Source organism: Bartonella machadoae, from assembly GCF_022559585.1.
Taxonomy (GTDB): domain Bacteria; phylum Pseudomonadota; class Alphaproteobacteria; order Rhizobiales; family Rhizobiaceae; genus Bartonella; species Bartonella machadoae.
This window is the reverse complement of the sequence record NZ_CP087114.1, coordinates 434,963-461,184: the sequence shown is the minus strand read 5'-3', so window position 1 is coordinate 461,184 and position 26,222 is coordinate 434,963. Positions and strand designations below refer to the sequence as shown.

23 protein-coding genes and 4 tRNA genes are annotated in these 26,222 nt (G+C 39.0%); 2 read left to right on the top strand and 25 right to left on the bottom strand.

Annotation, left to right across the window (positions count from 1 at the left end):
• Positions 1-255 precede the first annotated feature (255 nt).
• The 10 genes from rplL to LNM86_RS02245 all read right to left on the bottom strand — a co-directional run bounded on the left by rplL (position 256) and on the right by LNM86_RS02245 (position 5,609).
• Positions 256-627, bottom strand: coding sequence for a 50S ribosomal protein L7/L12 (gene rplL / locus LNM86_RS02290; RefSeq protein ID WP_241438267.1), 372 nt, complete (start codon positions 625-627; stop codon positions 256-258).
• Between the two features lie 103 nt (positions 628-730).
• Positions 731-1,249 (bottom strand): 50S ribosomal protein L10, encoded by a 519-nt coding sequence (gene rplJ / locus LNM86_RS02285; protein ID WP_241438266.1) that lies wholly within the window; start codon positions 1,247-1,249, stop codon positions 731-733.
• Positions 1,250-1,613: 364 nt separating this feature from the next.
• Positions 1,614-2,312 carry a 50S ribosomal protein L1 gene (gene rplA, locus LNM86_RS02280; protein ID WP_241438265.1) on the bottom strand — a complete coding sequence of 233 codons (699 nt, stop codon included), beginning with the start codon at positions 2,310-2,312 and terminating at the stop codon, positions 1,614-1,616.
• 4 nt (positions 2,313-2,316) lie between these two features.
• Complete coding sequence (gene rplK / locus LNM86_RS02275; RefSeq protein ID WP_241438264.1) at positions 2,317-2,745, bottom strand: 50S ribosomal protein L11; 429 nt, start codon at positions 2,743-2,745, stop codon at positions 2,317-2,319.
• A gap of 147 nt (positions 2,746-2,892) precedes the next feature.
• A complete protein-coding gene (nusG, locus tag LNM86_RS02270) occupies positions 2,893-3,423 on the bottom strand; it encodes a transcription termination/antitermination protein NusG (protein WP_241438882.1) in 531 nt (176 codons plus the stop codon).
• A gap of 20 nt (positions 3,424-3,443) precedes the next feature.
• A complete protein-coding gene (secE, locus tag LNM86_RS02265; protein ID WP_241438263.1) occupies positions 3,444-3,656 on the bottom strand; it encodes a preprotein translocase subunit SecE in 213 nt (70 codons plus the stop codon).
• Positions 3,657-3,882: 226 nt separating this feature from the next.
• Positions 3,883-3,958, bottom strand: a tRNA-Trp gene (locus LNM86_RS02260).
• 55 nt (positions 3,959-4,013) lie between these two features.
• The gene (gene tuf / locus LNM86_RS02255; protein ID WP_144756285.1) at positions 4,014-5,189 is read right to left on the bottom strand and encodes an elongation factor Tu; all 1,176 of its coding nucleotides are present in this window, start codon (positions 5,187-5,189) and stop codon (positions 4,014-4,016) included.
• 229 nt (positions 5,190-5,418) lie between these two features.
• Positions 5,419-5,492, bottom strand: a tRNA-Gly gene (locus tag LNM86_RS02250).
• 33 nt (positions 5,493-5,525) lie between these two features.
• Positions 5,526-5,609, bottom strand: a tRNA-Tyr gene (locus LNM86_RS02245).
• 215 nt (positions 5,610-5,824) lie between these two features.
• Here LNM86_RS02245 and LNM86_RS02240 point away from each other — a divergent pair.
• Entirely contained in the window at positions 5,825-6,655 is an 831-nt protein-coding gene (locus LNM86_RS02240; protein ID WP_241438262.1) for a TrmH family RNA methyltransferase, read from the top strand.
• A gap of 4 nt (positions 6,656-6,659) precedes the next feature.
• On the opposite strand, the gene LNM86_RS02235 is transcribed toward LNM86_RS02240, so the two are convergent.
• From LNM86_RS02235 to LNM86_RS02205, 7 genes are all read right to left on the bottom strand, one after another.
• The gene (locus LNM86_RS02235; protein ID WP_241438261.1) at positions 6,660-7,385 is read right to left on the bottom strand and encodes a rhomboid family intramembrane serine protease; all 726 of its coding nucleotides are present in this window, start codon (positions 7,383-7,385) and stop codon (positions 6,660-6,662) included.
• Positions 7,386-7,510: 125 nt separating this feature from the next.
• On the bottom strand, positions 7,511-7,687 hold the full coding sequence (locus tag LNM86_RS02230) for a DUF4102 domain-containing protein (protein ID WP_241438260.1): 177 nt from the start codon (positions 7,685-7,687) through the stop codon (positions 7,511-7,513).
• Positions 7,688-8,489: 802 nt separating this feature from the next.
• Positions 8,490-8,846, bottom strand: a complete 357-nt coding sequence (locus LNM86_RS02225) for a DUF2155 domain-containing protein (protein WP_241438259.1) — start codon at positions 8,844-8,846, stop codon at positions 8,490-8,492.
• Positions 8,847-8,980: 134 nt separating this feature from the next.
• Positions 8,981-9,379 carry an NADH:ubiquinone oxidoreductase subunit NDUFA12 gene (locus LNM86_RS02220; protein ID WP_241438258.1) on the bottom strand — a complete coding sequence of 133 codons (399 nt, stop codon included), beginning with the start codon at positions 9,377-9,379 and terminating at the stop codon, positions 8,981-8,983.
• Positions 9,380-9,565: 186 nt separating this feature from the next.
• Positions 9,566-11,068 (bottom strand): Asp-tRNA(Asn)/Glu-tRNA(Gln) amidotransferase subunit GatB, encoded by a 1,503-nt coding sequence (gene gatB / locus LNM86_RS02215; protein WP_241438257.1) that lies wholly within the window; start codon positions 11,066-11,068, stop codon positions 9,566-9,568.
• A gap of 127 nt (positions 11,069-11,195) precedes the next feature.
• A complete protein-coding gene (gene tig / locus LNM86_RS02210; RefSeq protein ID WP_241438256.1) occupies positions 11,196-12,623 on the bottom strand; it encodes a trigger factor in 1,428 nt (475 codons plus the stop codon).
• A gap of 138 nt (positions 12,624-12,761) precedes the next feature.
• Positions 12,762-12,844 (bottom strand) — tRNA-Leu (locus tag LNM86_RS02205).
• Between the two features lie 164 nt (positions 12,845-13,008).
• Here LNM86_RS02205 and trmFO point away from each other — a divergent pair.
• Positions 13,009-14,421 (top strand): methylenetetrahydrofolate--tRNA-(uracil(54)-C(5))-methyltransferase (FADH(2)-oxidizing) TrmFO, encoded by a 1,413-nt coding sequence (gene trmFO, locus LNM86_RS02200; RefSeq protein WP_241438255.1) that lies wholly within the window; start codon positions 13,009-13,011, stop codon positions 14,419-14,421.
• A gap of 488 nt (positions 14,422-14,909) precedes the next feature.
• On the opposite strand, the gene LNM86_RS02195 is transcribed toward trmFO, so the two are convergent.
• From LNM86_RS02195 to LNM86_RS02160, 8 genes are all read right to left on the bottom strand, one after another.
• Positions 14,910-15,188 (bottom strand): HU family DNA-binding protein, encoded by a 279-nt coding sequence (locus tag LNM86_RS02195; protein WP_241438254.1) that lies wholly within the window; start codon positions 15,186-15,188, stop codon positions 14,910-14,912.
• 231 nt (positions 15,189-15,419) lie between these two features.
• Positions 15,420-17,843 carry an endopeptidase La gene (lon, locus tag LNM86_RS02190; RefSeq protein ID WP_241438253.1) on the bottom strand — a complete coding sequence of 808 codons (2,424 nt, stop codon included), beginning with the start codon at positions 17,841-17,843 and terminating at the stop codon, positions 15,420-15,422.
• Between the two features lie 174 nt (positions 17,844-18,017).
• A complete protein-coding gene (clpX, locus tag LNM86_RS02185; RefSeq protein WP_241438252.1) occupies positions 18,018-19,292 on the bottom strand; it encodes an ATP-dependent Clp protease ATP-binding subunit ClpX in 1,275 nt (424 codons plus the stop codon).
• 181 nt (positions 19,293-19,473) lie between these two features.
• Positions 19,474-20,097, bottom strand: a complete 624-nt coding sequence (clpP, locus tag LNM86_RS02180; protein WP_241438251.1) for an ATP-dependent Clp endopeptidase proteolytic subunit ClpP — start codon at positions 20,095-20,097, stop codon at positions 19,474-19,476.
• A gap of 142 nt (positions 20,098-20,239) precedes the next feature.
• Positions 20,240-21,049 (bottom strand): glycosyltransferase family 32 protein, encoded by an 810-nt coding sequence (locus tag LNM86_RS02175; RefSeq protein WP_241438250.1) that lies wholly within the window; start codon positions 21,047-21,049, stop codon positions 20,240-20,242.
• 11 nt (positions 21,050-21,060) lie between these two features.
• The gene (gene trkA / locus LNM86_RS02170) at positions 21,061-22,437 is read right to left on the bottom strand and encodes a Trk system potassium transporter TrkA (RefSeq protein WP_241438249.1); all 1,377 of its coding nucleotides are present in this window, start codon (positions 22,435-22,437) and stop codon (positions 21,061-21,063) included.
• Positions 22,438-22,441: 4 nt separating this feature from the next.
• Entirely contained in the window at positions 22,442-23,800 is a 1,359-nt protein-coding gene (gene ntrX / locus LNM86_RS02165; RefSeq protein ID WP_241438248.1) for a nitrogen assimilation response regulator NtrX, read from the bottom strand.
• A gap of 1 nt (position 23,801) precedes the next feature.
• The gene (locus LNM86_RS02160; protein WP_241438881.1) at positions 23,802-26,066 is read right to left on the bottom strand and encodes a sensor histidine kinase NtrY-like; all 2,265 of its coding nucleotides are present in this window, start codon (positions 26,064-26,066) and stop codon (positions 23,802-23,804) included.
• Positions 26,067-26,222 lie beyond the last annotated feature (156 nt).

The window sequence follows — 26,222 nt, the reverse complement described above, 5'->3', positions numbered from 1 at the left end:
ACGAAACCTTGAAAGCTTTATGTCATTAACCTGCACATGCAGACCAGTTTACCTAATACCCGATAATGGATATCACTCATTTTCCCCCTTAACATAAGCCATCTATTTACTTGGCCCTATGATAAAGGAACAAGAAATAAAACCCATTCCCATTACAATTTTTCAACACTTGGGAAAAGGTTTTCATTAATCATCTCCCTTCTTTCCAAGAGAAAGAAAATCGGCGAACATAAAAGCCCGCCGATGAAATGAGATTTACTTAAGCTCAACTTTAGCACCAGCAGCTTCAAGTTGAGATTTAATTTTCTCTGCTTCGTCTTTAGAAGCGCCTTCTTTAATAGGCTTAGGAGCCCCCTCAACAAGATCTTTCGCTTCTTTAAGACCGAGACCCGTAAGAGCGCGAACTTCCTTAATAACATTAATTTTTTGCGCACCACCCTCAACAAGAATAACATCAAATTCTGTTTTTTCTTCAGCAGCCGGAGCAGCTCCACCAGCAACAGCAGCGACAGCTACAGGAGCAGCAGCTGAAACACCCCATTTTTCTTCAAGCAACTTAGAAAGCTCAGCAGCCTCTAAAAGTGTTAGATTAGAAAGGTCTTCTACGATCTTTGCTAGATCAGCCATTTTTACATTCCTTCAATTAAAAGATTTGAACCATTATTTAAACTTATTCAAAAAAAACAGAAAAGCTTCAAAGCTCTTCTATCAATATGAATACAAAACAGCCTTAAGCCGCCTTATCCTCCTGAGCATATGCTCCAATGACACGCGCAACCTGACCACCAGGTGCATTAATAACTTGGGCAATACGGGTTGCAGGAGTAGAAATCATACCCACAAGTTTTGCTCGCAATTCGTTTAGTGAAGGCAATGAAGCTAAAGACTTCACAGCATCTACACTCAAACTTGTTGCACCCATTGAACCACCAAGGATAACAAATTTGTCATTGTTTTTCGCAAAATCAACAGCAACTTTCGGTGCTGTAATCGGATCTTCTGAATAAGCAATAAGTGTTTGTCCCACAAACAAGTCTACTATCGATTCAGATTCCGTGCCCTGAAGAGCGATTTTAGCAAGACGGTTTTTGGCGACTTTAACGGCACCGCCAGCTTCACTCATTTTAGAACGAAGATCGTTCATCTGCGAAACTGTCAGACCGGAATAATGTGCAACAATAACAGAACCAGACTTTTGAAAAGCCTCGTTAAGCCATGTAACAAATTCGCGTTTTTCCGCTCTATTCACTGTCTCTCTCCATTTAACAGTTTTTTTTAAAAACTGTTGGTTACCTTTGATAGCATAAAATACTCCATGCCATCGATGAGGATCCTGTCCCCTTTTTCACGCAAAGCGATCAAAGGCAACCTTGGCTCAAACCCTTTAAGTCTTTTAACTCTCAGTTTTTACCCCAGTCTCATGCGGGTTTTTTTCGATTAAGATACTTCAAACAGTATCACCCACAATCTCGGACAGGATATTTCGGAATTTCTTCCGATATAACCTAAGCCCGTTAAAGCTTAGATAGCTCAATGCCAATAAAAATCGACATCTTAAAACATAATCTCGTTATTCACATACCCCAAAACAAAATTAGTAAATCTGCTTAAACCTACTCTGAACGAACAGTTGTTGGATCCACTTTAACTCCAATCCCCATAGTCGAAGAAACGGCAACGCGTTTAACATATTCACCTTTTGCCCCTTGTGGCTTCGCTTTAATAACAGCACTCGCAAAAGCTTTAATATTTTCTACTATCTTCTCAACGCCAAAAGAAGCCTTACCTATCCCAGCATGAACAATACCCGCTTTCTCAACGCGAAATTCAACAGCACCACCTTTAGAAGCCTTAACAGCACTCGCAACATCAAGCGTCACAGTCCCTACTTTAGGATTTGGCATCAGACTGCGTGGACCAAGAATTTTACCAAGACGACCAACAAGAGGCATCATATCAGGCGTTGCAATACAACGATCAAAATCAATCATTCCACCATTAATACGCTCAAATAAATCTTCAGCTCCGACAATATCAGCACCAGCATTCTTCGCTTCTTCAGCCTTGTCCCCACGTGCAAAAACGGCAACACGAATATTCCGCCCTGTCCCATTAGGCAAATGTGCAACACCACGAACCATTTGATCTGCATGACGAGGATCAACACCTAAGTTCATTGAAATCTCAATTGTTTCATCAAATTTAGCAACTGCACGCTCTTTAACCATCGAAACTGCATCTTTTAAAGCGTAAAGCTCGTTAAAGTTAACATCTTTTCGGATATTTTTTATTCTCTTTGCTACTTTTGCCATAACATTAGCCCACCACTTCTAAGCCCATAGAGCGAGCCGAACCTTCAACCATACGCATCGCTGACTCAATGTCATTTGCGTTAAGATCTTTCATTTTTGCTTGTGCAATTGACCGAATCTTATCACGAGAAATGCTTCCTACCGATACTTTACCAGGTTCTTTTGAACCAGATTTCAAATTCGCTTCCTTCTTCAAGAAAAACGATACAGGAGGTGTCTTTAGAGAAAATGTGAAAGACTTATCTTGGTAATAAGTGATGACGACTGGAATCGGTGCACCTTTTTCCATTTCCTGCGTAGCCGCATTAAAAGCTTTACAGAATTCCATAATATTAATACCACGCTGACCAAGAGCAGGGCCAATCGGTGGAGACGGAGTAGCCGCACCTGCAGGAACCTGCAACTTGAGCTGTCCTATACTTTTCTTTGCCATAACAATCTGCCTTCAATTTAATTGGTATGCCGACAATGCTTCTTGCCCGCTACCCTCCGCAGTTAAGTGGTCCGGATCATTAAGCCGACAAAAGCCAAAAATCACCTCCCACCATTTACTCATAGTGATAAAATCACTCTCAGTTCATCAGAGTTTTTCAACCTGACCAAACTCTAAATCAACAGGCGTAGGACGCCCGAAAATTAATACCTCCACCTTAAGACGCGAACGTTCCTCTTCAACCTCTTGAACAATTCCATTAAATGAAACAAAAGGCCCATCAGCAACACGAACCTGCTCTCCAACCTCAAATAATACAGAAGATTTTGGAGACTCAACACCTTCCTGAACTTGTTTTAGAATTTGTTCAACCTCTCGATCAGAAATGGGAATAGGACGTGAGTCCGATCCCAAAAAGCCTGTTACTTTAGGAGTATTTTTAATAAGATGATAAACCTCATCTGTCAGCTCTGCACGAACAAGAACATAACCAGGGAAAAACTTCCGCTCAGTATCAACTTTACGACCACGACGAACTTCTACAACACGCTCTGTGGGAACAAAAATCTTCTCAAAAAGATGATCAAGCCCTTTTTGTTTGGCCTCCTTGTCAATAGCTTCTGCTACTTTCTTTTCAAAATTCGAATATGCTTGAACAATATACCAACGAGCAGCCACAGTCACACTTCCTTGCACTCTCAACTAAAAAGATATTTTAGAAGATCAATACCCCGCCAAACACTAAAATGCATAACTTGATCGACAATAAAAAAGAAAACTGAAGCAAATGCCGTAACCAACAAAACCATAACAGTAGAAATCATAGTTTCACGGCGCGTAGGCCATTTTACCTTAGCCGTTTCTGCATAGACTTGTTTTAAAAAGGTTATTGGGTTTGTTTTAGATGCCATCAGTCACACTATATTCTTTCTAGCCTTATTACTCTTTCTAGCCTTATTATGCTTATACAACAAAATAAACTACGATAAAAATGCGAAAAGCCAACCTTCAGCCTTATGCAACTTCTCATTTTCTACTCAATACCGATTCATAAACAAAAAAACAAGCCCCATAGAAAAAAAAGCAAAGCAGGTAGTTTAAAACCTACCTCCTCACAGCTAAAATGCTACTCCCATTTGGCAGGGGCAGCAGGGCTTGAACCCGCGACCTGCGGTTTTGGAGACCGCCGCTCTACCAACTGAGCTATACCCCTAACTCTCAAGATTAAAACGCCTGTTAATAACAAGGCGTTTTTTTACAACCACTTTTTACTCAATGATCTTAGAAACGATACCAGCACCAACAGTACGACCGCCTTCACGAATAGCAAAACGAAGCTTCTCTTCCATCGCAATGGGAACAATCAAAGAAACATCCATCGCAACATTGTCACCAGGCATAACCATCTCTGTTCCTTCTGGAAGCGTCACTATTCCCGTAACATCCGTCGTACGGAAGTAAAATTGCGGACGATAATTCGTGAAAAACGGAGTATGACGTCCACCTTCATCTTTCGTCAAAATATAAGCCTCTGCTTTAAAACGCGTATGCGGTGTAACTGAACCAGGTTTTGCCAAAACCTGACCACGTTCAATCCCTTCTCGATCAACACCACGAAGCAGTGCACCAATATTATCACCTGCTTGTCCTTGATCCAAAAGCTTACGGAACATTTCAACACCTGTAACCGTCGTCTTAGACGTAGGACGAATCCCTATTATTTCGATTTCTTCTCCAACCTTAATAACACCACGCTCAACACGACCAGTAACAACCGTACCACGACCTGAAATCGAAAAAACATCCTCAATTGGCATCAAAAATGGCTGATCAACAGGACGCTCTGGTGTAGGGATATAATTATCAACTTCGCTCATCAAAAGACGAACCGCATCTTCACCAATGCTTTTATCTTTATCTTCAAGGGCAGCTAACGCAGAACCTTTCACAATTGGGATCTCATCTCCTGGAAAATCATATTTTGATAACAGCTCACGGACCTCAAGTTCAACAAGCTCCAAAAGCTCAGCGTCATCAACTTGATCAACCTTATTCAGAAAAACCACAATTGCTGGAACACCAACTTGGCGCGCAAGAAGAATATGTTCACGTGTCTGAGGCATAGGACCATCAGCAGCAGAAACAACCAAAATCGCTCCATCCATCTGTGCTGCTCCCGTGATCATGTTTTTCACATAATCTGCGTGACCAGGACAATCAACATGCGCATAGTGCCTTTTCTCTGTTTCATACTCAACATGTGCTGTAGAAATGGTAATTCCACGGGCACGTTCCTCTGGTGCAGCATCAATTTGGTCATATGCTTTAAATTCACCAAAATATTTCGTAATTGCTGCTGTCAATGACGTCTTTCCATGGTCAACATGACCAATCGTACCAATATTAACATGCGGCTTCGTACGTTCAAATTTGCTCTTTGCCATCGCTCAATCTCTTATTTTGTTCTCTTGCTTTATTAGCACCTATTTTATTAGCACCTAGAAACAGTCTTATGAAACTGAATTAAACCAGATTGCCACATAAATCTGACCACTACAACCCTTAGACGGAAAAAACCGCCAAATCTATGATGGAAAGAGCTCCCATCATAATCACTCGCCCAATCATCAGCAACTGCCTAGCATCAACGATTGTTTGGCATCAGCAATTGTTTGGAGCGGGTAGCGGGAATCGAACCCGCGTATTCAGCTTGGAAGGCTGCTGCTCTACCATTGAGCTATACCCGCATACCACGTACGTACTAACTCTCCTTCAATGGATGGTGGAGGGGGTTGGATTCGAACCAACGTAGCATACGCAACGGATTTACAGTCCGCCCCCTTTAACCACTCGGGCACCCCTCCATACACTCCATTACACCGGCAAAGTTGCGCGATGAGGCATCACTACAACCAAAATCGATTACCCATTCAATTGAAACTGGTTGCGAGGCGGTTATGACGATTACCATCGTATCTGTCAACAGAATAAATATGATTCTTTACAAATTTTCTGCTAATAATTTTTTAATAACAGTTTTTTCCTATCTTTTTCTGCTGTTAAAAGGCTATAAAAAACTATGAAAGAAAAAATATCAAAGAATTCTCATTATGCTCGTCTACGTCGCCAATATCGCGATAAAAAAGCCTTCTCTTCTCGATCTACCTCGCACCAAAAAAAGGAAGCAGCCCCCTTACAAGATGGGAAAATTCGCCTTTATGGTCTCCATTCGGTTCATGCCGCTTTAAAAAATCCAAAAAGAACTTTTGGTGGTCTCTATGTTACACCAAATGCCCTAAAACGATTAAATATACCCGAATCAGATTTACCTTGCCCTATTACATTATGTTCCCCCAAACAACTTGACGCACTTGTTGGAAGTGATGCAGTGCATCAAGGTATTGTTGTGGAAACTGCCCCACTCAAGCCATGCCAATTGTCTGAACTCACGAATACCGATCTTGTCATTGTAATGGATCAAATTACTGATCCCCATAATGTTGGTGCTATTATGCGCTCTGCTGTTGCCTTTAAAGCGCAAGCCCTTATCACAACTTGTCGTCACTCCCCCCAAGAAAGTGGAGTTCTTGCTAAAGCCGCATCAGGTGCTTTAGAGATGATTAATTATATCACGGTAGGAAATCTCGCCGAAGCACTACAAGAACTTCATAAAGCAGGCTTTAGCAGTTTTGGACTCGATTCAGAAGGCAACTATCCTCTAGAAACAACATTAACAGGAAATAAAATTGCTCTTGTTTTAGGAGCAGAAGGAAAAGGTTTACGTAAAAAAACACGCGAAACCGTTTACGCATTAACGCGTCTTGATATGCCTGGAAATATTAAATCATTAAATGTTTCAAACGCAGCAACAATCGCACTTTATGCGGCTCATAAGTATCTTAGACCATAATGTTTCATTTTTTTCGTGAAATATCAAAAAAACCAATCAACAAAAATCCTGAAATAAAACCGCCAATATGCGCTTCCCATGCTACTGAAATACCCTCTTCTTCAAACAAAAAAGAAGAAATACCTATGATAAAATCAACACTCAACCATATACTCATATAAACAAGCACATCCCTTGAACAGAGTGCTTGTTTGATAGACAATAAAGGACCTAAAAATCTTTCATTCTGCATCCTGTCTCCCCAATAACCCTGAGGAAAACCGTAACGGGCAAATGCGCCCATCATTCCAGAAACTACACCCGATGCACCAACAAGTGATATCGCACTGTCTGGATGAACGACAAAATAAGTCAACACAGAGAGAATTGCTGTTACTCCCCAAAAAATCAAAAAACGTAAATTACCGAAATATTTTACTAAAGGAGATCCAAAAACCAAAAGCCAAACCATATTAATAGTAACATGTTTTAAACTACCATGCATGAAAGAATAACTAATAACAGTATAACAAAATTTTAAAGGATCAATCTTGAAGAAACTTGGTGTAAATGAAAAAAATTCAAGACTTTCGATATAGAGCCTCTCAGACAAAAAATACTCTTGAACAAAATAAATACCAAAACAAAGTGCTATCAAAACGACTATTATAAATGGAACATTCAACAATGGCTCTCTAGGTTGTTTTAGTAAAAACAAAACATTCTTATCTTGGTGATCAATATCTTTCATTATAAAAATCCATCATATAATGGAGATTACGCACAACCTCACACTTTTATTTGTCACGTTCTTTAATGGGGCTATACCCTACATGTAAAACAAAGCACTATTGTCTTGCATATTCACAAACCTTTTTAAAAGAGATACTTTTTAATGCCCCCCAATTCCATTTTATGACGGTTCCCGTAAACGATATATCGATAAAGCCATTGAGCACCAACATCTTTATGCTTGTAAAGGTACAAGATGGCACCATCATACTCTTTACCATCCCTCAATGTTGCAACAAATTTTGCATTGAGACGATTCATGGGCTGTCTTTTCCCTCCTTTTTAAAGTTTTTCCCTACACACCCTCTGCTTATGATGTGCAAGTACGTGAGATGAGATGAGATGAGATGAGATGAGATGAGATGAGATGAGATGAGATGAGATGAGATGAGATGAGATGAGATGAGATGAGATGAGATGAGATGAGAGAACTTTACAATATTCAGAGATATAACACAAGTTACAAATTATTGTTTATCTTTATAAATCAATATGTTGTATAAAAAAATACTTTCTAGAAGATTCAGCGCTTTGTTCAAAATATTGGTTTAACAAGTGAAGAACCTTTAAACTTAATATCCCTTTCATTTCCTTCTCTTAAACTCAAAATATTTCACCGTGAAAATACCTATACCTTATACAAAGTAATAAAAAAACAGGTATGAAGGAAACCATCCACGAAACACTCTACTAAATTTCAATGAAAATCATTCAAGTCAGCTAAAATCTCTAGATATTAATAACCATATCATAATTACTCATTCATTTAATTCTTCTCCTAAAGATTTCATTTTCATGAAATAAAACCCTCCCTATGCATTGGTTTTTCTTTGTATAAAATAATAGTATTTATAGTTCATCAATCCGATAGCTGGCATCCTCACGAAAATTCATATAAATGTAAAATAAACAACTTATTCATAAGGAAGTGAAAAAATAAAAAATCCTTACTGTAATATCCCCCCTACAGTTTTAAAAGCTGTCTTTAGCGAATATCGATAACAAACAATAAATCCATTTTTACTGTATCATTTCATACAAAAGATTATTTGAATAGCAGCTTCTAAGAATCCTGCTTACAATCCTTTAACCACACATCGTAAATAGGATGTTCTACAGCATTTAACCCAGGACTATCTGCAAACATCCACCCTGTAAAAATACGCCGCACTTTTTTATCAAGTGTTACTTCATTGACTTCAACAAAACCTGTTGTGCGGGTGGGTTCATCCTTAGAACTCGTATAACATGCGCGTGGAATAACTTGTAAAGCACCATATTGATAAACTTTACCGAGAAAAACTTCAAAACGCGTAGTCCGACCCGTAATTTTATCAAGACCTGCAAAAACAGCAATGCCATTGCTAATACGCTCAGCTCGCACCACACCAACAGGGGACATAACCACTACAATTTGCATGAGAAAAAAACAAAAAAAACGCCTCAACCCTAACACAAAAAAGCTCTCTTCATATCAAATAAACCGCAGATAAAACACAATTCTTACTAATAAGATATAGCAAAATAAGAAAAATACAGACACATTAAAATATTTTATCTCTCAGGCAACCATGCATCATAATCCTCAGGCTCATAAGAGCGCTCACCACCGTAAGGGATAGCCCCCTTTGGACGATAAGCATCACTTGTCCCTGTCATATTAGCGATATGAGGCTTTTCCCATTCATGAGGCTGATAATCCTCTTGTGTCGGAGGATTATCACAGCGATGATGAATCCAACCATGCCAACCTGGTGGAATAGTAGAAGCTTCAGAATAACCTTTATAGATTACCCAACGCCGCGAATAACCATCTTTATGCATGCCTCCCTCATAATAAATATTGCCAAACTGATCTTCCCCGACGCGTTTACCTTTGCGCCACGTAAAAAAGCGTGTGTTTACAGTATTTCCACTCCACCACGTGAAGATTTGCTTCAAAAAACTAGCCATCTTCTCTTTCATTTCTTCTCATATCGTTACAAAATTAATCGTCAGAATAAATATATCGTAACATTTTCAATGGTTGAAAACAAACCTTACTTACAGAAAACCTACCACAGCTTCATTTGAAATGCCAATTTATAGCTTTCAACTATAAGACATTGTATTTACAGATCTTTCTCTATTCCATAAAGTTTAATCTTCTAACCCAAGTTTTTTCTTAACCTGTTCATTAACAGTTTGAGGGTTTGCTTTCCCTCCTGTTGCCTTCATAACTTGCCCAACAAACCAACCAACTAAAGCAGGCTTTTGTTTTGCTTGTGTAACTTTATCAGAGTTCTTGGCAATAATCTCATCAACAGCTTTCTCAATAGCCTTTGAGTCTGTTACCTGTTTCATATTGCGCTCTTCTACAATCTGACGCGGATCGCCCCCCTCATTCCAAATAATCTCAAAGAGATCTTTAGCGATTTTTCCAGAAATTGTTCCTTCTTTGATAAGATCAATAATAGCACCTAATTGCTTTGGTGTTACTGGTGTCTCTTCAATCCCACGATTATCTTTATTTAAAGCACCTAAAAGATCATTAATCACCCAATTGGCAACGATCTTACCATCACGCCCATATGCTACTTCTTCAAAATAATCAGCAATAGCTTTTTCTGTCACAAGAATAGAAGCATCATACGCAGTTAACCCCATTTCATTGATAAAACGTGCTTTTATATCGTCTGGTAATTCCGGTAATTCCGCTGCTAAAGAATCAACAAACGCTTGATCAAATTCTAATGGTAAAAGATCTGGATCAGGAAAATAACGATAATCATGTGCTTCTTCCTTTGATCGCATAGATCGTGTCTCACCTTTAGCTGCATCAAAAAGCCGCGTTTCCTGATCTATGACACCCCCATCTTCTAAAATTGCAATCTGACGACGCGCTTCATACTCAATCGCTTGCCCAATGAAGCGAACAGAATTAACATTTTTAATTTCACAGCGTGTTCCAAAACCCTCACCAGGACGACGAACTGATACGTTCACATCAGCACGCATGGAACCTTCATCCATATTGCCATCGCAGGTTCCCAAATAACGGACAATCGTACGTAATTTGGTCATATAAGCTTTAGCTTCATCTGATGAACGCATATCCGGTTTGGAAACAATTTCCATAAGAGCGATACCAGAACGATTAAGATCTACAAAAGACATCGTTGGATGTTGATCATGCATCGATTTTCCTGCATCCTGCTCAAGATGTAATCTTTCAATGCCAATTTCAATGTCTTCAAACTGACCATTCGAATCTGGACCAACCGATATAATAATTTTTCCCTCTCCTACAATCGGAGAACGAAATTGAGAAATTTGATATCCTTGTGGTAAATCTGGATAGAAATAATTCTTACGATCAAAAACAGACTTTAGATTAATCTTCGCCTTTAATCCCAAACCCGTTCGAACTGCTTGACGCACACATTCCTGATTAAGTACAGGTAACATACCAGGCATAGCCGCATCAATAAATGATACGTGATTATTTGGTTCAGCACCAAACTTTGTCGACGCTCCTGAAAAAAGTTTTGAATTTGATATGATTTGCGCATGAACTTCCATGCCAATGATGACTTCCCAATCACCTGTAGCTCCAGAAATGAAACGTTTAGAATCAGGAGTGCGCGTATCAACGATGCCCATTGTTAATCCACTATCAATTTTTCTTAATATACTTGATGACTAATCTAAAACAACTCTAACCGCAAGCCTAGAATATAAATCTCATAAAAAAGCCCGATTTCATCGGGCTGTTCTGTTCACCTCAATACTAACCCTTTTTCGTCGTTTTTTTCTTAGCTGAAACTTTCTCTGTGGTTTTTTCCTTTACTGCAGATTTCTTCTTTTCTGGCTTTGTTTCTATTAAATCTGTGTCGTCATACTCTTTCATCAGCTCTTCAACTGACACTTCTTTATCTGTGACTTTTATCCTTGCCAACAAATGATCAATGACTTTTTCTTCAAAAATTGGAGCACGTAAATTTGCAACAGCTTCTGGAGTCTTGCGGAAAAAATCCATAATCTCCTTCTCTTGTCCAGGATACTGACGAACCTGATCAAAGACAGCTGCTTTTAATTCATCTTCACTTACTTTAACACCAACTTTCATTCCAATTTCAGAAAGTACCAAACCAAGACGAACACGGCGCTGTGCAAGTACACGGTACTCCTCTCGTGCCTGTTCTTCTGTAACACCTTCATCCTCAAAACTGCGTCCAGCTTTTTTTAAATCATCATTAACTTGAGTCCATATATTGTTAAATTCAATTTCCAAAAGCCCTTCAGGAATCTCAAAATTATAATCAGCATCTAAAGCATCAAGGATTTGACGTTTAATTTTTTGACGTGTCATTGAGCCATACTGACTTTCAATCTGTCCACGAACAACTTCACGTAAGCGACTAAGCGATTCTAACCCAACTTTTTGCGCTGCCTCATCATCAATCTTTAACGCATCCGGCTTAGAGACAGCTTTAACCGTGATATCAAATTCTGCATCTTTGCCAGCCAAATGCATCGCATTGTAATTATCAGGAAATTTAACAGAAATCGTTTTTGTATCACCCGCTTTTACACCAACTAATTGTTCCTCAAAACCAGGAATAAACTGTTTTGACCCAAGAACCAATTGTGCATCACTACCCGCCCCACCATCAAATGGAACACCCTCAAGCTTACCAAGATAATCTATTGTAACACGATCACCTTCTTCAGAAAGACCATCTTTTAGTGAGTAACTCCGTGTAGAAGAAAGAACTTTCTTTACTTGATCATCAATCTCTTGTTCGGGAATGGTAGCAATTTCACGGGTAATTTCAATATTTTCAAAATCTTTAATTTCAAATTTTGGTAAGACTTCGTATTTTAAATTAAAAACAAAATCAGCTTTACCATCCAGAATTTGTTCATTTTCATCTATATCAATTTGCGGTTGCAATGCTGAACGTTCGTTGCGATCAGCTAAAATAGAATGCGGCGCATCACTGACTATCTCATTGAGAATTTCCGCCATAAAAGACTTACCATACATCTTCTTTAAGTATCCAGCCGGCACCTTACCAGGACGAAAACCATTAAGTTTGATCTTACCTTTGGTATCATTCAACCGTTCATTTAATTTTTCTTCTAAATCTCGCGCCGGAACCACAATCTTAATCTCGCGCTTCAATCCTTCATTAAGCGTCTCGGTAACCTGCATTAAATAACCTCTATCTTTCTCGAGGAGACGGGATCAACCCACTCTGATAATAATACCACATTCTAACACTTAAGTGTTAAATCAACCATAAAATGGAATTCTCTACACATCGAAATCTTGAGTGCTCAAGAATTCCTTTGGTGCGGATGGAGGGACTCGAACCCCCACGGTCTCCCGCCAGAACCTAAATCTGGTGCGTCTACCAATTTCGCCACATCCGCTCAAACTGAAAAGCCAATAACCTTATACAGGAGGCGTTTCTATAGCATTAATTCAAGAAAAAAAGCAAACAAATATATTAAAAAAAACAAATGTATCTCATTCTTACAAATTATAAAAAAAATCTATGCTTTTCATACAGAACTGCTTCCGTTAAAAGTATGTTATGTTAAATATATCCAATACTCCAATCCATATCATCGGTGGCGGTCTAGCAGGTAGTGAAGCGTGCTGGCAAATTGCTCAATCAGGAATCCCTGTTGTTTTGCATGAAATGCGGCCTCATAAGAAATCTGATGCCCATAAAACTGATCAACTTGCCGAACTGGTTTGTTCAAATTCTTTTCGTTCTGACGATGCATCTACAAATGCTGTAGGACTTTTACACGCTGAAATGCGATTGGCAAAATCCCTCATCATGAAGGCTGCTGATGCCAATAAAGTACCAGCTGGAAGTGCTCTTGCCGTGGATCGCGATGGATTTTCTAAAACTGTTACAGAATCACTTGAAAATCACCCTCTTATAAAAATAGAACGTGAGGAAATCCAAAAGCTTCCTGAGGATTGGCTGCATATTATCATTGCAACAGGTCCCCTTACCTCGCCGACTCTTGCTCAAGCAATACAAGAAATAACCGGAACAGAAGCACTTTCCTTTTTTGATGCTATTGCTCCTATTATCTATACTGATAGTATTGATATGGATGTCTGTTGGTATCAATCTCGCTATGACAAAATCGGTCCTGAGGGAACAGGAAAGGATTATCTTAATTGTCCCCTTGATAAAGAACAATATAACGCTTTTGTTCAAGCATTAAAAAGTGCAGAAAAAATAGAATTCCGCGACTTTGAAAAAACTCCCTATTTTGATGGATGTCTACCAATTGAAGTTATGGCTGAACGCGGGCTTGAAACCCTCAGACATGGTCCGATGAAACCTATGGGATTAACCAATACTCATAATCCTACAATTAAACCCTACGCCGTCGTCCAATTACGCCAAGATAACAAGCTTGGAACCCTCTATAATATGGTTGGTTTTCAAACGAAACTGAAATATGGAGAACAAGTTCGTATTTTTAGAATGATTCCTGGTCTTGAAAACGCTGAATTTGCACGCCTTGGTGGACTCCATCGCAATACCTATCTCAATTCACCAATCATTCTTGATCAAACTCTTCGTTTAAAACAAAAACCCCAACTGCGTTTTGCTGGACAAATTACGGGATGTGAAGGTTATGTCGAATCATCCGCCATAGGGCTTCTTTCTGGGCGTTTTGCCGCTGCGGAATACCACAATAAATGCCCTTGCCTACCACCATTAACCACAGCATTTGGAGCCCTTTTGAACCATATTACAGGAGGACATATCGTAGACAACGAAGAAAAAAGGCAATCCTTCCAACCAATGAATATTAATTTTGGACTTTTTCCTCCTATCAATCCTCTTGAGCTCTCAGGAAAACACTTGTCAAGCAAAGAAAAAAAAATAGCAAAAAAACAAGCCCTAACGGCTCGAGCTCTTAATGATTGTCTTCAATGGTTAGCAGACAAAGAACAAAAGAGCTCCTTTTTATAAAAGACACTCTCTAGTCAAACAAATCTCGATGTTTTTTGTGTGAAATTGTCTTCAATTCTTTTGATAAGACTGACTACTATAACTTATGAAGACCGCACTCTTTTATTAAATAGCATGAGAAACTTAAAAGACTTTTTTCATTATAAGTGATCTCTAACTCTCACCGTAGAAATTGTAAATATATTTCAATTCTTGAAAATAAATAATGCCATAAAATACGTTATAGTAATGAGAAAAAATCGAACATGTGCCATACCTTACTATAATGGCTTTTCTATTACTGCATAACCTTTTGCTCTATGAAAATATCTTGTGTCGACATAACAAAATAAAAGGCAATCTTTATAATTCATAAGAATGTCTACTAGAAAGCCTTTTATTGAAAAGGCAAAAACAACACATATCAAAGCACTTCACGCAAAAAGCGAAAATAGAACATAAAAAAAACCCGTTTATAAATAAAATCGGGTTTTTTAGTGTTGCTCAAATTACTTGTTATTAACAGCTTCTTTAAGACTTTTTCCTGCGGAAAATTTTGGCACAGAACGTGCTGGAATATCAATTTCAGCACCCGTTGAAGGATTGCGCCCCTTTGTAGCGGCACGATGAGAAACTTCAAAAGAACCAAAACCTGGAAGACGAACATCTCCCCCCGAAGCCAAAGCTTCTGTTACAGAAGCGATAAAAGCATCAACAACAGAACCAGCTTGCGCCTTTGAAACACCTGCTTTTTCAGCAACGGAGCTAACCAATTCACTTTTATTCATGGAATATTTCCTTTCCCTATATTAGCTGATAACACAACTTAACCGTGTTATCGACAGTTTATTGAAAAGTACAGCAAACAGAAGCCTTATTTTTATTCAAAACATTGTTTTTTTAGCAATAATCAAAGTTATTCACGGAATTTTTTACTTTTTTGCAAAATAAATAAAAAATAAACATGAAAACACCCTCTGCTGCTTCAGAAAATGCCATTGCAAATAAAGACTCATGAATCAATGTGCAATCTGTACTCCTTCACTATCGCTCTCTGTTCTGATAGGTATAGGAAGCGTAGGAGGTTCTGTCCATTCAATAGGCTCAGGGGAATGAACCAAAGCATGTTTAAGAACTTCACTCACATGATTTACTGGAATAATTTCCATATTGTTTTTGACATCATCGGGAATATCAACCAAGTCTTTTGCATTCTCTTCAGGGATAAGCACTTTTTTTATCCCTCCTCGAAGAGCTGCCAACAGTTTTTCCTTCAATCCACCAATCGGTAAAACACGACCACGCAAAGTAATTTCACCAGTCATTGCTATATCCTTATGAACCGCTATTCCTGTGAGGACTGAAACAATTGCTGTTACCATGGCAATTCCTGCTGATGGACCATCTTTAGGTGTAGCACCCTCTGGAACATGAACATGTATATCACGTTTATCAAAAAGTGGAGGTTCAATGCCAAAATCAACAGCACGAAAACGCACATAAGATGCTGCCGCTGAAATTGATTCTTTCATGATATCACGCAAATTTCCAGTTACGGTCATCTTGCCTTTACCTGACATCATCACCCCTTCAATGGTTAATAGCTCTCCACCAACCTCTGTCCAAGCAAGCCCCGTCACAACACCAATCTGATTTTCTCCCTCAATCTGGTTATAATGGTAACGTTTAACACCCAAGAAATCATCAATATTATTTTCTGTGATCTTTACGGATTTTTGATGTGTTTTAAGAATTTTTGTAACTGATTTACGTGCTACCTTCATTAATTCACGTTCAAGGTTACGAACGCCCGCTTCACGCGTATAATATTGAATAATCGATCTTACCGCACCATCAGAAACACTGAACTCTTTTTTAGATAAACAATGGTCTTTCAAGGCTTTCGGTAAAAGATGCTGCTTAACAATCTCCATTTTCTCACATTCAGTGTAACCAGCAATACGAATAACTTCCATTCGATCCATTAATGGCCCTGGAATATTAAGCGTATTAGCCGTTGTAATAAACATGACATCAGAAAGATCATATTCAACTTCTAAATAATGATCAATAAAGGTACCATTCTGCTCAGGGTCGAGTACCTCTAACAAAGCCGATGAAGGATCTCCACGAAAATCCTGCCCCATTTTATCAATTTCATCGAGTAAGAAAAGCGGATTAGATTTTTTAGCCTTTTTCATAGACTGAATAATTTTTCCAGGCATAGAACCAATATATGTTCTGCGATGTCCACGAATTTCTGCTTCATCCCGCACTCCCCCTAATGAAATACGAACATATTCACGCCCAGTTGCTTTTGCGATAGAGCGCGCGAGTGATGTTTTCCCTACACCGGGAGGTCCTAATAAGCAAATAATGGGACCTTTTATTTTTGAAGCGCGACTTTGTACTGCTAAATATTCAATAATTCGCTCTTTGACTTTCTCAAGACCAAAATGCTCATTATTCATAACCTTTTCAGCAAAGTCTAAATTGTTTTTAATCTTCGATTTTTTTCCCCAAGGCATTGCTAATAACCAATCAAGATAGTTACGCACAACTGTTGCCTCTGCAGACATAGGGGACATATTTCGTAACTTTCTTAATTCTGCCTCCGCTTTCTCATTTGCTTCTTTCGAAAGTTTTGTCTTCTTAATACGCTCTTCCAATTCAGAAAGTTCATCTCGGCTATCATCACCCGCTCCTAACTCTTTTTGAATAGCTTTCATCTGCTCATTGAGATAATATTCTCGCTGGTTCTTTTCCATTTGCCGTTTCACATGCGAACGAATACGCTTTTCAACCTGCAAAACAGAAATTTCTCCTTCCATGAAAGAAAGAACACGTCTAAGACGATCACGTATAGGTAAGAGCTCTAATATTTCCTGCTTTTCTGAAAGCTTAATCATCAAATGGGAAGCAATAGTATCGGCAAGCTTAGAAGGATTATCAATTTGTCCAATCGCATTGACAACTTCAGGAGAAATTTTTTTATTCAGTTTTACATAATTTTCAAAATAAGCAATGACTGATCTTGAAAGAGCTTCAATCTCAACATCATCCTCTCTCAGCTCTTCTGTGACAGTTGCATAAGCCTGATGATAATCTTCACTCAAAGCAAATTGGCTAATTTTTGCACGTGCAGTACCCTCAACCAAAACCTTTACAGTTCCATCAGGAAGCTTTAAAAGTTGAAGAATATTAGCAAACGTACCAATATCATAGATATCTTCTGGTTTTGGATCATCATCGGAAGCATTTTTTTGCGTAACCAACAATATCTGTTTATCAACAGCCATTGTTTCTTCAAGAGCACGGATTGATTTTTCTCGTCCTACAAAAAGCGGAACAATCATATGGGGGAAGACAACAATATCACGAAGAGGCAAAACAGCGTAAAACCCCTCTCTTACTTCACCTGTCTGTTCATCAATATATCGCATAACTCTCCTTTCTGGAGCCTATAATCTATCCACTACACACGCCCACCCCTAGAAGACCTCTCGTTCTAAAATGCATGAGATGGTAACTGTGAACATATAAATCAAGCATTGTGTTTATAATATCCCAAAAGTTCCATCCTCAAATGATATTACGACTTCCCATATCGCACAACATCATGCCGATACATTTTCTTTATCTTCTGCACGTTCTGAATAAATATAAAGGGGACGCGCTTTCCCATCAACGACATCACTTGAGATAACGACTTTTTGAACACCTTCAAGGGATGGCAGCTCAAACATCGTTTCAAGAAGAATCTTTTCCATAATAGAGCGTAAGCCACGCGCACCGGTTTTTCGTTCAATTGCCTTTTTAGCAATAACCCGTAAAGCATCTTCATGAAATGCTAGCTCAACATTTTCCATCTCAAAAAGACGTTGATATTGCTTCACCAACGCATTTTTTGGTTGTGATAAAATTTGTACAAGAGCGTTAGTATCTAAATCTTCTAAAGTGGCGACAATAGGAAGACGGCCAATAAACTCTGGTATCAAACCAAATTTTATAAGATCTTCAGGCTCTAAATCGCGAAAAATTTCACCAACACAACGTTCATCAGGCGCTTTAACCGTAGCAGAAAAGCCAATAGAAGTTTTTTCACCACGTCCTGAAATGATCCGTTCCAAACCAGCAAAAGCACCCCCACAAATAAATAAAATATTTGTTGTATCAACTTGTAGAAACTCTTGTTGTGGATGCTTACGACCACCTTGAGGGGGAACAGAAGCAATCGTTCCTTCCATAATTTTTAACAACGCTTGCTGAACACCTTCTCCTGAAACATCCCTTGTAATAGAAGGATTTTCAGCTTTACGAGAAATCTTATCAACCTCATCAATATAAACAATACCACGTTGTGCACGTTCAACATTATAATCAGCAGCTTGAAGAAGCTTTAGAATAATATTTTCTACATCTTCACCCACATAACCTGCTTCAGTCAAAGTGGTAGCATCTGCCATCGTAAAAGGCACATCAATAATACGCGCCAATGTCTGCGCTAAATAAGTCTTACCACATCCTGTTGGACCAACAAGAAGAATATTCGACTTTGCCAATTCGATATCATTGCTCTTAGACTGATGCGCAAGCCGCTTATAATGATTATGGACAGCAACAGAAAGAACACGCTTTGCATGTTGTTGACCAATGACGTAATCATCAAGAACTTTTATAATTTCCTGTGGAGTAGGAACACCATCACGCGCCTTAATCCCAGAAGATTTATTTTCTTCACGAATAATATCCATGCAAAGCTCTACGCATTCATCACAAATGAACACAGTCGGACCCGCGATGAGCTTACGCACCTCATGCTGACTTTTGCCGCAGAACGAGCAATAGAGAGTATTTTTCGATTCGCTCCCGCTATTGCCAATTTTGCTCATTTTTCTTTCCTTTCACCACGGTATATGAATACTTCGCTTTTCAAAGGAAGTGTTTCATAACAAAAATTATAAAGACATATAAAAACTGCATATCATAATATTTTTAGGGATTTCCCTCGCATTTGCGCAATATTTTTACAAAAATCTCTCTTTAAAGTAATTCTTTTTTCTATAAAAATCCTTAATCTTTCTCAGTTTCTGCTCGATACTCTATAACATCATCAACGAGACCAAATTGCTTGGCTTCTTCTGCTGTCATAAAATGATCACGATCAAGTGTTCTTTCAATGACCTCATAGTCTTGGCCTGTATGCTGAACATAAATTTCATTTAAACGACGTTTCATCTTTATAATATCTTGCGCATGTCGTTCAATATCTGATGCTTGACCTTGAAAACCTCCAGAGGGTTGATGCACCATAATACGAGCATTAGGTAATGTAAAACGGTGCCCTTTTGCTCCAGCTGTTAGAAGTAACGACCCCATAGAAGCAGCCTGCCCCATACAAAGCGTGGAAACCGGAGGGCGAATAAACTGCATAGTATCATAAATTGCCATACCAGACGTTACAACACCACCAGGCGAATTAATATAAAGGCTAATTTCTTTCTTAGGGTTTTCCGCTTCCAAAAACAGCAATTGCGCACAAACAAGCATCGCCATACCATCTTCAACCGGACCATTAATAAAAATAATCCGCTCTTTTAAAAGACGAGAAAAAATATCATAGGCCCGCTCACCACGATTTGTTTGTTCAATAACCATAGGCACAAGGCTTAATGCTGTTTTCATTCGATCACTCATGTTTTTACTTTCTTCTTCATATAACAATCGCTCTTTACGCATTCAATGCTTTTCATAGGCTAACATTACTCCTTTACGCAAGCTACAATAACGCTCTTTAAGTAAGTTTAAAATCCCAGTGGTTAAAATAGCAATAATCATTCTACCCAAACAAATGATCTGCATCAGGAATGCGAGACACAGCCCAATGGTAAAAACTTCCTTCCTGAGGTCGTTGAGTGGTCTTTGCCTTTCTGTGAATATGAAACCCTATCAAACGTGTGTCTGCAAGCGGTTCAATACCAAAAGCTGGATCAAAGATGTAGTCAGCTTTTCTTCCTGTCCAATAATAAAAAGTTTCCTTTGCCTTTGCCTCATGAAAAAAACCATGACGTTTAGCTAATCGCGAAATACCATCATTACCAAATATCGTAACACCAAGGTTCCCTGGTAAAATCGGCATTTTTTTCCTCTTTAACCAAAATGGCCTCCAAACACGACGTTTAAATCCGAGCCAATGAGGAACCATCTTGGTGCCTGCCCAATACTCTTCAAACGCTTTTATAATAGGGTTATTGGGCGGAAAATAAAGTGCCGAAACGCCCACTCTTACAGCATTTTCTCTAGCAAACCAAACCTTATCCGCATCTGGATGAAATTGTTTAACCAAATAAACATCTGTATCTAACCAAACACCTTGCTGATGCTTCATCAACATAACACGAAAAAAATCCGAAAACTGAACAATTGTACACCTCGGTTTATCATCAGAAAAATGAGGATCAAGACGGTAAATAGCCGAATGCGGTAGAATTGATTCGGCTTCACACAATTCAACACCAAAAGGGAGATTATCTATTTTTTTATCATAGCTAAAAAGTTTAACATGTTGACCAGTTTTAACCATTGAGGACAAACATAGTCTATCAACCAATCTTAATCGTCCCTTATACCAAAAAGTACAAATATCCATAAGCACATATATCAAAAATATTCTAAACTGACACGAAACAGCTGCTCAACATCACGAACATGCTCAGAAAGAGCAAAAATGACGATCCGATCACCAGATAAAATACGCGTATCTGCCGAAAGCTGTATGATTGTTTTATTGCGATAAATGGCACCAATTCTCAAACCATTTGATAAACCTAGTTCTGATAATGACTTCCCAACCAATGAAGATGTTTGCATTACTTCAGCCTCAATAATTTCTGCTCGCCCATTAAAAACCGAATGAACAGCACGAATACGGCCCCGGCGCATTTGTTGTAAGATTCTTGATATCGTCACACTATGTGGATTAAGATATGCATCTACACCAACTGTGCGACTAAATTCTTGGTAAGCAACATTATTGATCAAAACCATATTGGCTTTGCACCCCAATCTTTTAGCAATAATAGCGCTTAAGAGGTTGACTTGATCTTGATTGGTCAATGTGATCATTAAATCGGCTTGATTAATTCCAGCATCTTGAAGGATTACTGGGTCCAACACATTGCCATATAAAACGGTGGTTTTTTCAAGCTGATCAGCAATTGTTAACGCTCTCTCTCTATGCGATTCTATAATCTTCAATTTTAACTTATGAAGGCGCTTTTCAATAGCCTGTGCAACATAAAGACCAATATGACCACCTCCGGCAATAATCATGCGATGAGCATCTTGTTCTTTATGACCAAAAAGCCCAACGGCCCGACGCATCTGATCACGAGCAACGACAAGATAGGTCACATCGCCAACGCGTAATTGCGTTTGTGAGTGTGCAACCAATAATTCTGACCCACGTTTAATAGCAGTAACTGTCGTGCGAAGATCTGGAAAAAGCTCGGTTAATTGACGCAAAGGTGTATTAATAACCGGACAATCTTCCATACATTCCAAAGCTAACGCAACAATATCATCATTACAAAAATAAAGAACATCTATTGCCCCAGGTAAAGCAATACGACGTAAAACCATTTCCCCAACTTCAACTTCTGGTGAAATGACCACATCAATGGGAATATTCTCTCTAGCAAAAAGTGTTTTATAGCGCGGTTCTAAATAAGATTGTGAGCGAATACGTGCTATTTTTGTTGGAACATTAAATAATGAGTGCGCTACTTGGCAAGCAACCATATTGACCTCATCAAATAAAGTGACTGCAATCAACATATCCGCTTTGTCGGCATCGGCTGCCAAAAGGACTTCAGGCCGTGAACCATGACCAACAAAACCTCTCACATCTAATGTATCGCGAATTTTTTCAATCAATCTCGTTTCAATATCAATAACGGTAACATCGTGATTGTCCGCAGAAAGGCGCTCTGCTATTCCATAACCAACCTGTCCTGCTCCACAAATAATAACACGCATAATCTTAAGAAACTCCAAGCGCTTTAAGCTTACGATGCAGAGCTGAACGCTCCATACCTATAAATTCGGCTGTCCGTGATATATTTCCACCCAAGCGTCCAATTTGCGCCTCTAAATACCTCTTTTCAAATAATTCCCGTGCTTCACGTAATGGTAAATCCATTATACTTCCATCTGTATCCATTTGAACGCGCGGCAAAGAATCACTCACTTCACTAGGAAGAAATTCTGCTGTTATTGGACCATCCCCATCACGCACAAGAATGAGAAGGCGCTCAATATTATTGCGTAATTGCCGAACATTCCCCGGCCAAGCATGTGTTTGTAAAATAGCGATAACATCATCACTGATTTCACGAGGTTTAATACCAACCTGCTGTGATATTGTTTTAACAAAATGCCGCACAAGTTCTGGAATGTCTTCACGACGCGCTGACAGTGGTGGAACCGCAATAGGAACAACCGAAAGGCGGTGAAAAAGATCTTCCCTAAAACATCCGTCAGAAATGAGGTTTTCAAGATTTTGTGCTGTTGAGGAAATAATACGAACATCTACCTTGACTCGTTTTGTACCACCAACTCTCTCAAATGTTTGTCCCGTCAATACGCGAAGAATTTTACCTTGAGTCTCACGTGGCATATCAGCAATTTCATCAAGATATAATATTCCACCATGCGCTTCTTCTAATGCACCAATCTTACGCTCTCCCCCCTCCATTTCGCTGCCAAACAATTCTATTTCCATTCTTTCCGGAGTGATCGTTGCAGCATTGATTGTCACAAATGGCCCACTCGAACGTGTTGAAAGTGCGTGAATAGCGCGTGCAACCATTTCTTTTCCCGCTCCTGAGGGACCTGTAATCATGATGCGACTATTGGTTGGTGCAACTTTTTCGATGATTTGCTGCAAATGTTTTATCGCTGTCGATTTTCCCAGCAGTTCTAATGTTTCATTTGAGCGTTTTCGTAATTCTGAAAGTTCACGTTTTAAATTTGAATTTTCAAGAGTCCGTTCTGCAACCAATACCAGTCGATCCGCTTTAAAAGGCTTTTCAATGAAATCATACGCCCCTCGTTTTATAGCAGAAACAGCCGTCTCAATATTACCATGACCAGAAATCATAACGACTGGAAGAGAAGGATAACGCGTTTTAATTTCATCAAGGAGAGCCAAACCATCAAGACGACTTCCTTGTAACCAAATATCTAAAAAAATAAGCTTTGGAATACGTTCACCAATTTGCGCTAAGGCTTCGTCCGAGTTACAAGCAACACGGGTCTCATAACCTTCATCATCCAAAATACCAGCAACAAGCTCACGAATATCTGCTTCATCATCAACAATTAAGATATCTGACACCATCCTATTCCCCTATCTTACGACTTGTAGCTTGTGTGACATTTTCCTGCTTACCCTCATCTGCTGGAAATATCAAACGGATCATTGCACCTCGACCTTCATAAAAATTCTCCGGTGCATCATGCAACTCCATGGAACCACCATGATCTTCTATAACTTTGCGCACAATAGCTAACCCGAGACCTGTTCCCTTTTCCCGCGTTGTGATATAGGGTTCTAATATTTTTTGTCTCTGCTCTTTAGGAAGCCCTTTACCATTATCAATAACATCTACAACCACACATCCGTCTTTAAAATAAGAACGTATAAGAATATGGCCGTGAATATTTTTTTCTCGTGTAACCGAATCTATAGATTCGCTTGCGTTTTTGATAACATTGCAAAAAGCTTGTACAATCAAACGACTATCAAAGGCACCTACCAGCGGTACACTTCCTAAATCCTGCTCGAAATGAATATCATGTCGCGTAACTTCTATCAAGAAACATGCTTCACGCAGCAACCCGCGTATATCTAAAAGATTTATTTGCGGTTTAGGCATACGCGCAAAAGAAGAAAACTCATCAACCATACGCCCAATATCTCCAACCTGTCGAATAATCGTATCAATACACCGCTCAAAAACCTCTCGATCTTGCGTAATTACTTTGTTGTAACGTTTACGAATACGTTCCGCTGATAATTGAATAGGTGTAAGCGGATTCTTGATTTCGTGCGCAATACGTCGCGCAATATCTGCCCACGCTGATGTCCGTTGTGCTGCTACGAGATCTGTAATATCATCAATCGTTAAAACCCAAGATTGTCCCTGCCCATCATCTTCTTCCATTGTAATTTGTATATTATAAACGCGTTCTTGCCCAGCTACGTTTAAAGTAACCTGCTCTCGATGATTCTTACGATCTAGGGAGCGCGCAGACTGAAAAACCTGCCAGATTTCACCACTTAACGATAACAGACTGTACCCAATAACGTGTTTAGAGCGAATACCAAACATCGTTTCCATAGATCGATTGATAATTGTAATATCACCATTATCATCAATGCCAGCGACTCCTGCTGTTACACCGGATAAAACTGCTTCAGAAAAGCGTCGTCTCTCATCAATTTGATCACGAACTGCAATTAACTCATTGCGCCGATTTTTCAATTCATTGACCATATAATTAAAAGTTTTCGATAATTGTCCAATATCCCCATCTTTTGCCCGTACTGGCACAAAAACTTCCATATTTCCTAAAGCGACATCATCAGCCGCACTAATGAGACGACGAATAGGACGTACCAAACGATCCGCAACCGCAATACCAGCCCAAATGGCTGATAAGAATAAACTAAAAAAAAGACACAGATAAAGCATACCAAATGCTATTTGCGTGAGGAGGCGATTTTCATTTAAATCGCGATAACGATCCGTATTGATTTCCGTCAAACGTAAGGCAGAAAGAACCTCTTTATCAACATCGCGCACCAAATACAAAAATGTGTTTGGAATATTGGTAAATTTTAAAACAATGCCAAAATAATCATGAACTCCCGGTTGAAAAGAAAACGGCCTCGCACTGGTTGCACGTGCAATAAGATTGGAAGGAGGAATCGGAAGTTTATCTTCATCACCAAGATCACTTGATATAAAAACAGTTCCGCTAGAACTTAATAAAAATGCACCACGTAGATTGCGTCCTATGGCGTGACGTGTCAATTGCATCCTATATTCAGATGGATTACGTTCTAAAAGCCTCTTATTATCAAGTGCAAATGCCATAGCATAGGATAAATTTTTCAAATTTTGTAGCATTTCATCTGCATAAGCATTTGCTAAATCGATAGAAGAACCTACAATTTGCCGTGTTGTTGTATCAAACCATCGATCAAGTCCTAAATTCAGTGCAGGCCCCGATACAAGAGCAACCGCAACAGCAGGCATTGTTGCGACAAGTGCAAACAATGAAATCAAGCGAACATGAAGACGAGAACCGGCACGCCTTGAGCGCCACGCACGAATGATGGGAATCATCTCATAAAAAACGATGATCACCAATCCTAAAATCCAAACACTATTAATCCCTATAAGTATAAGAGTGACAGCTCTACTAGGAACAACAGGTGTTAATCCAATAAGAATGATAAATGAAACAGACGCTGTTAGCAAAGCCAATACAATAATTGTGATCCCTAAAAAGATATACATCTTACTTAGGTGATACAACTCATCACTAGAGGTATTTTGATCTATATCTTGGAGACTCGTTACAGATGTTGTCTTCATCATGCGCTTACATACCCTTATCCCATTGCTCCATATAACCTCTTGTGACAAAAGTTGACAATAGCAATGCCACATTTAAAATGGAGCAATCTAGCAAATAAAGAAAGAACTTCTACATTTTGAAAATATCTTTAAAATAAAACACCCGTGGTGATA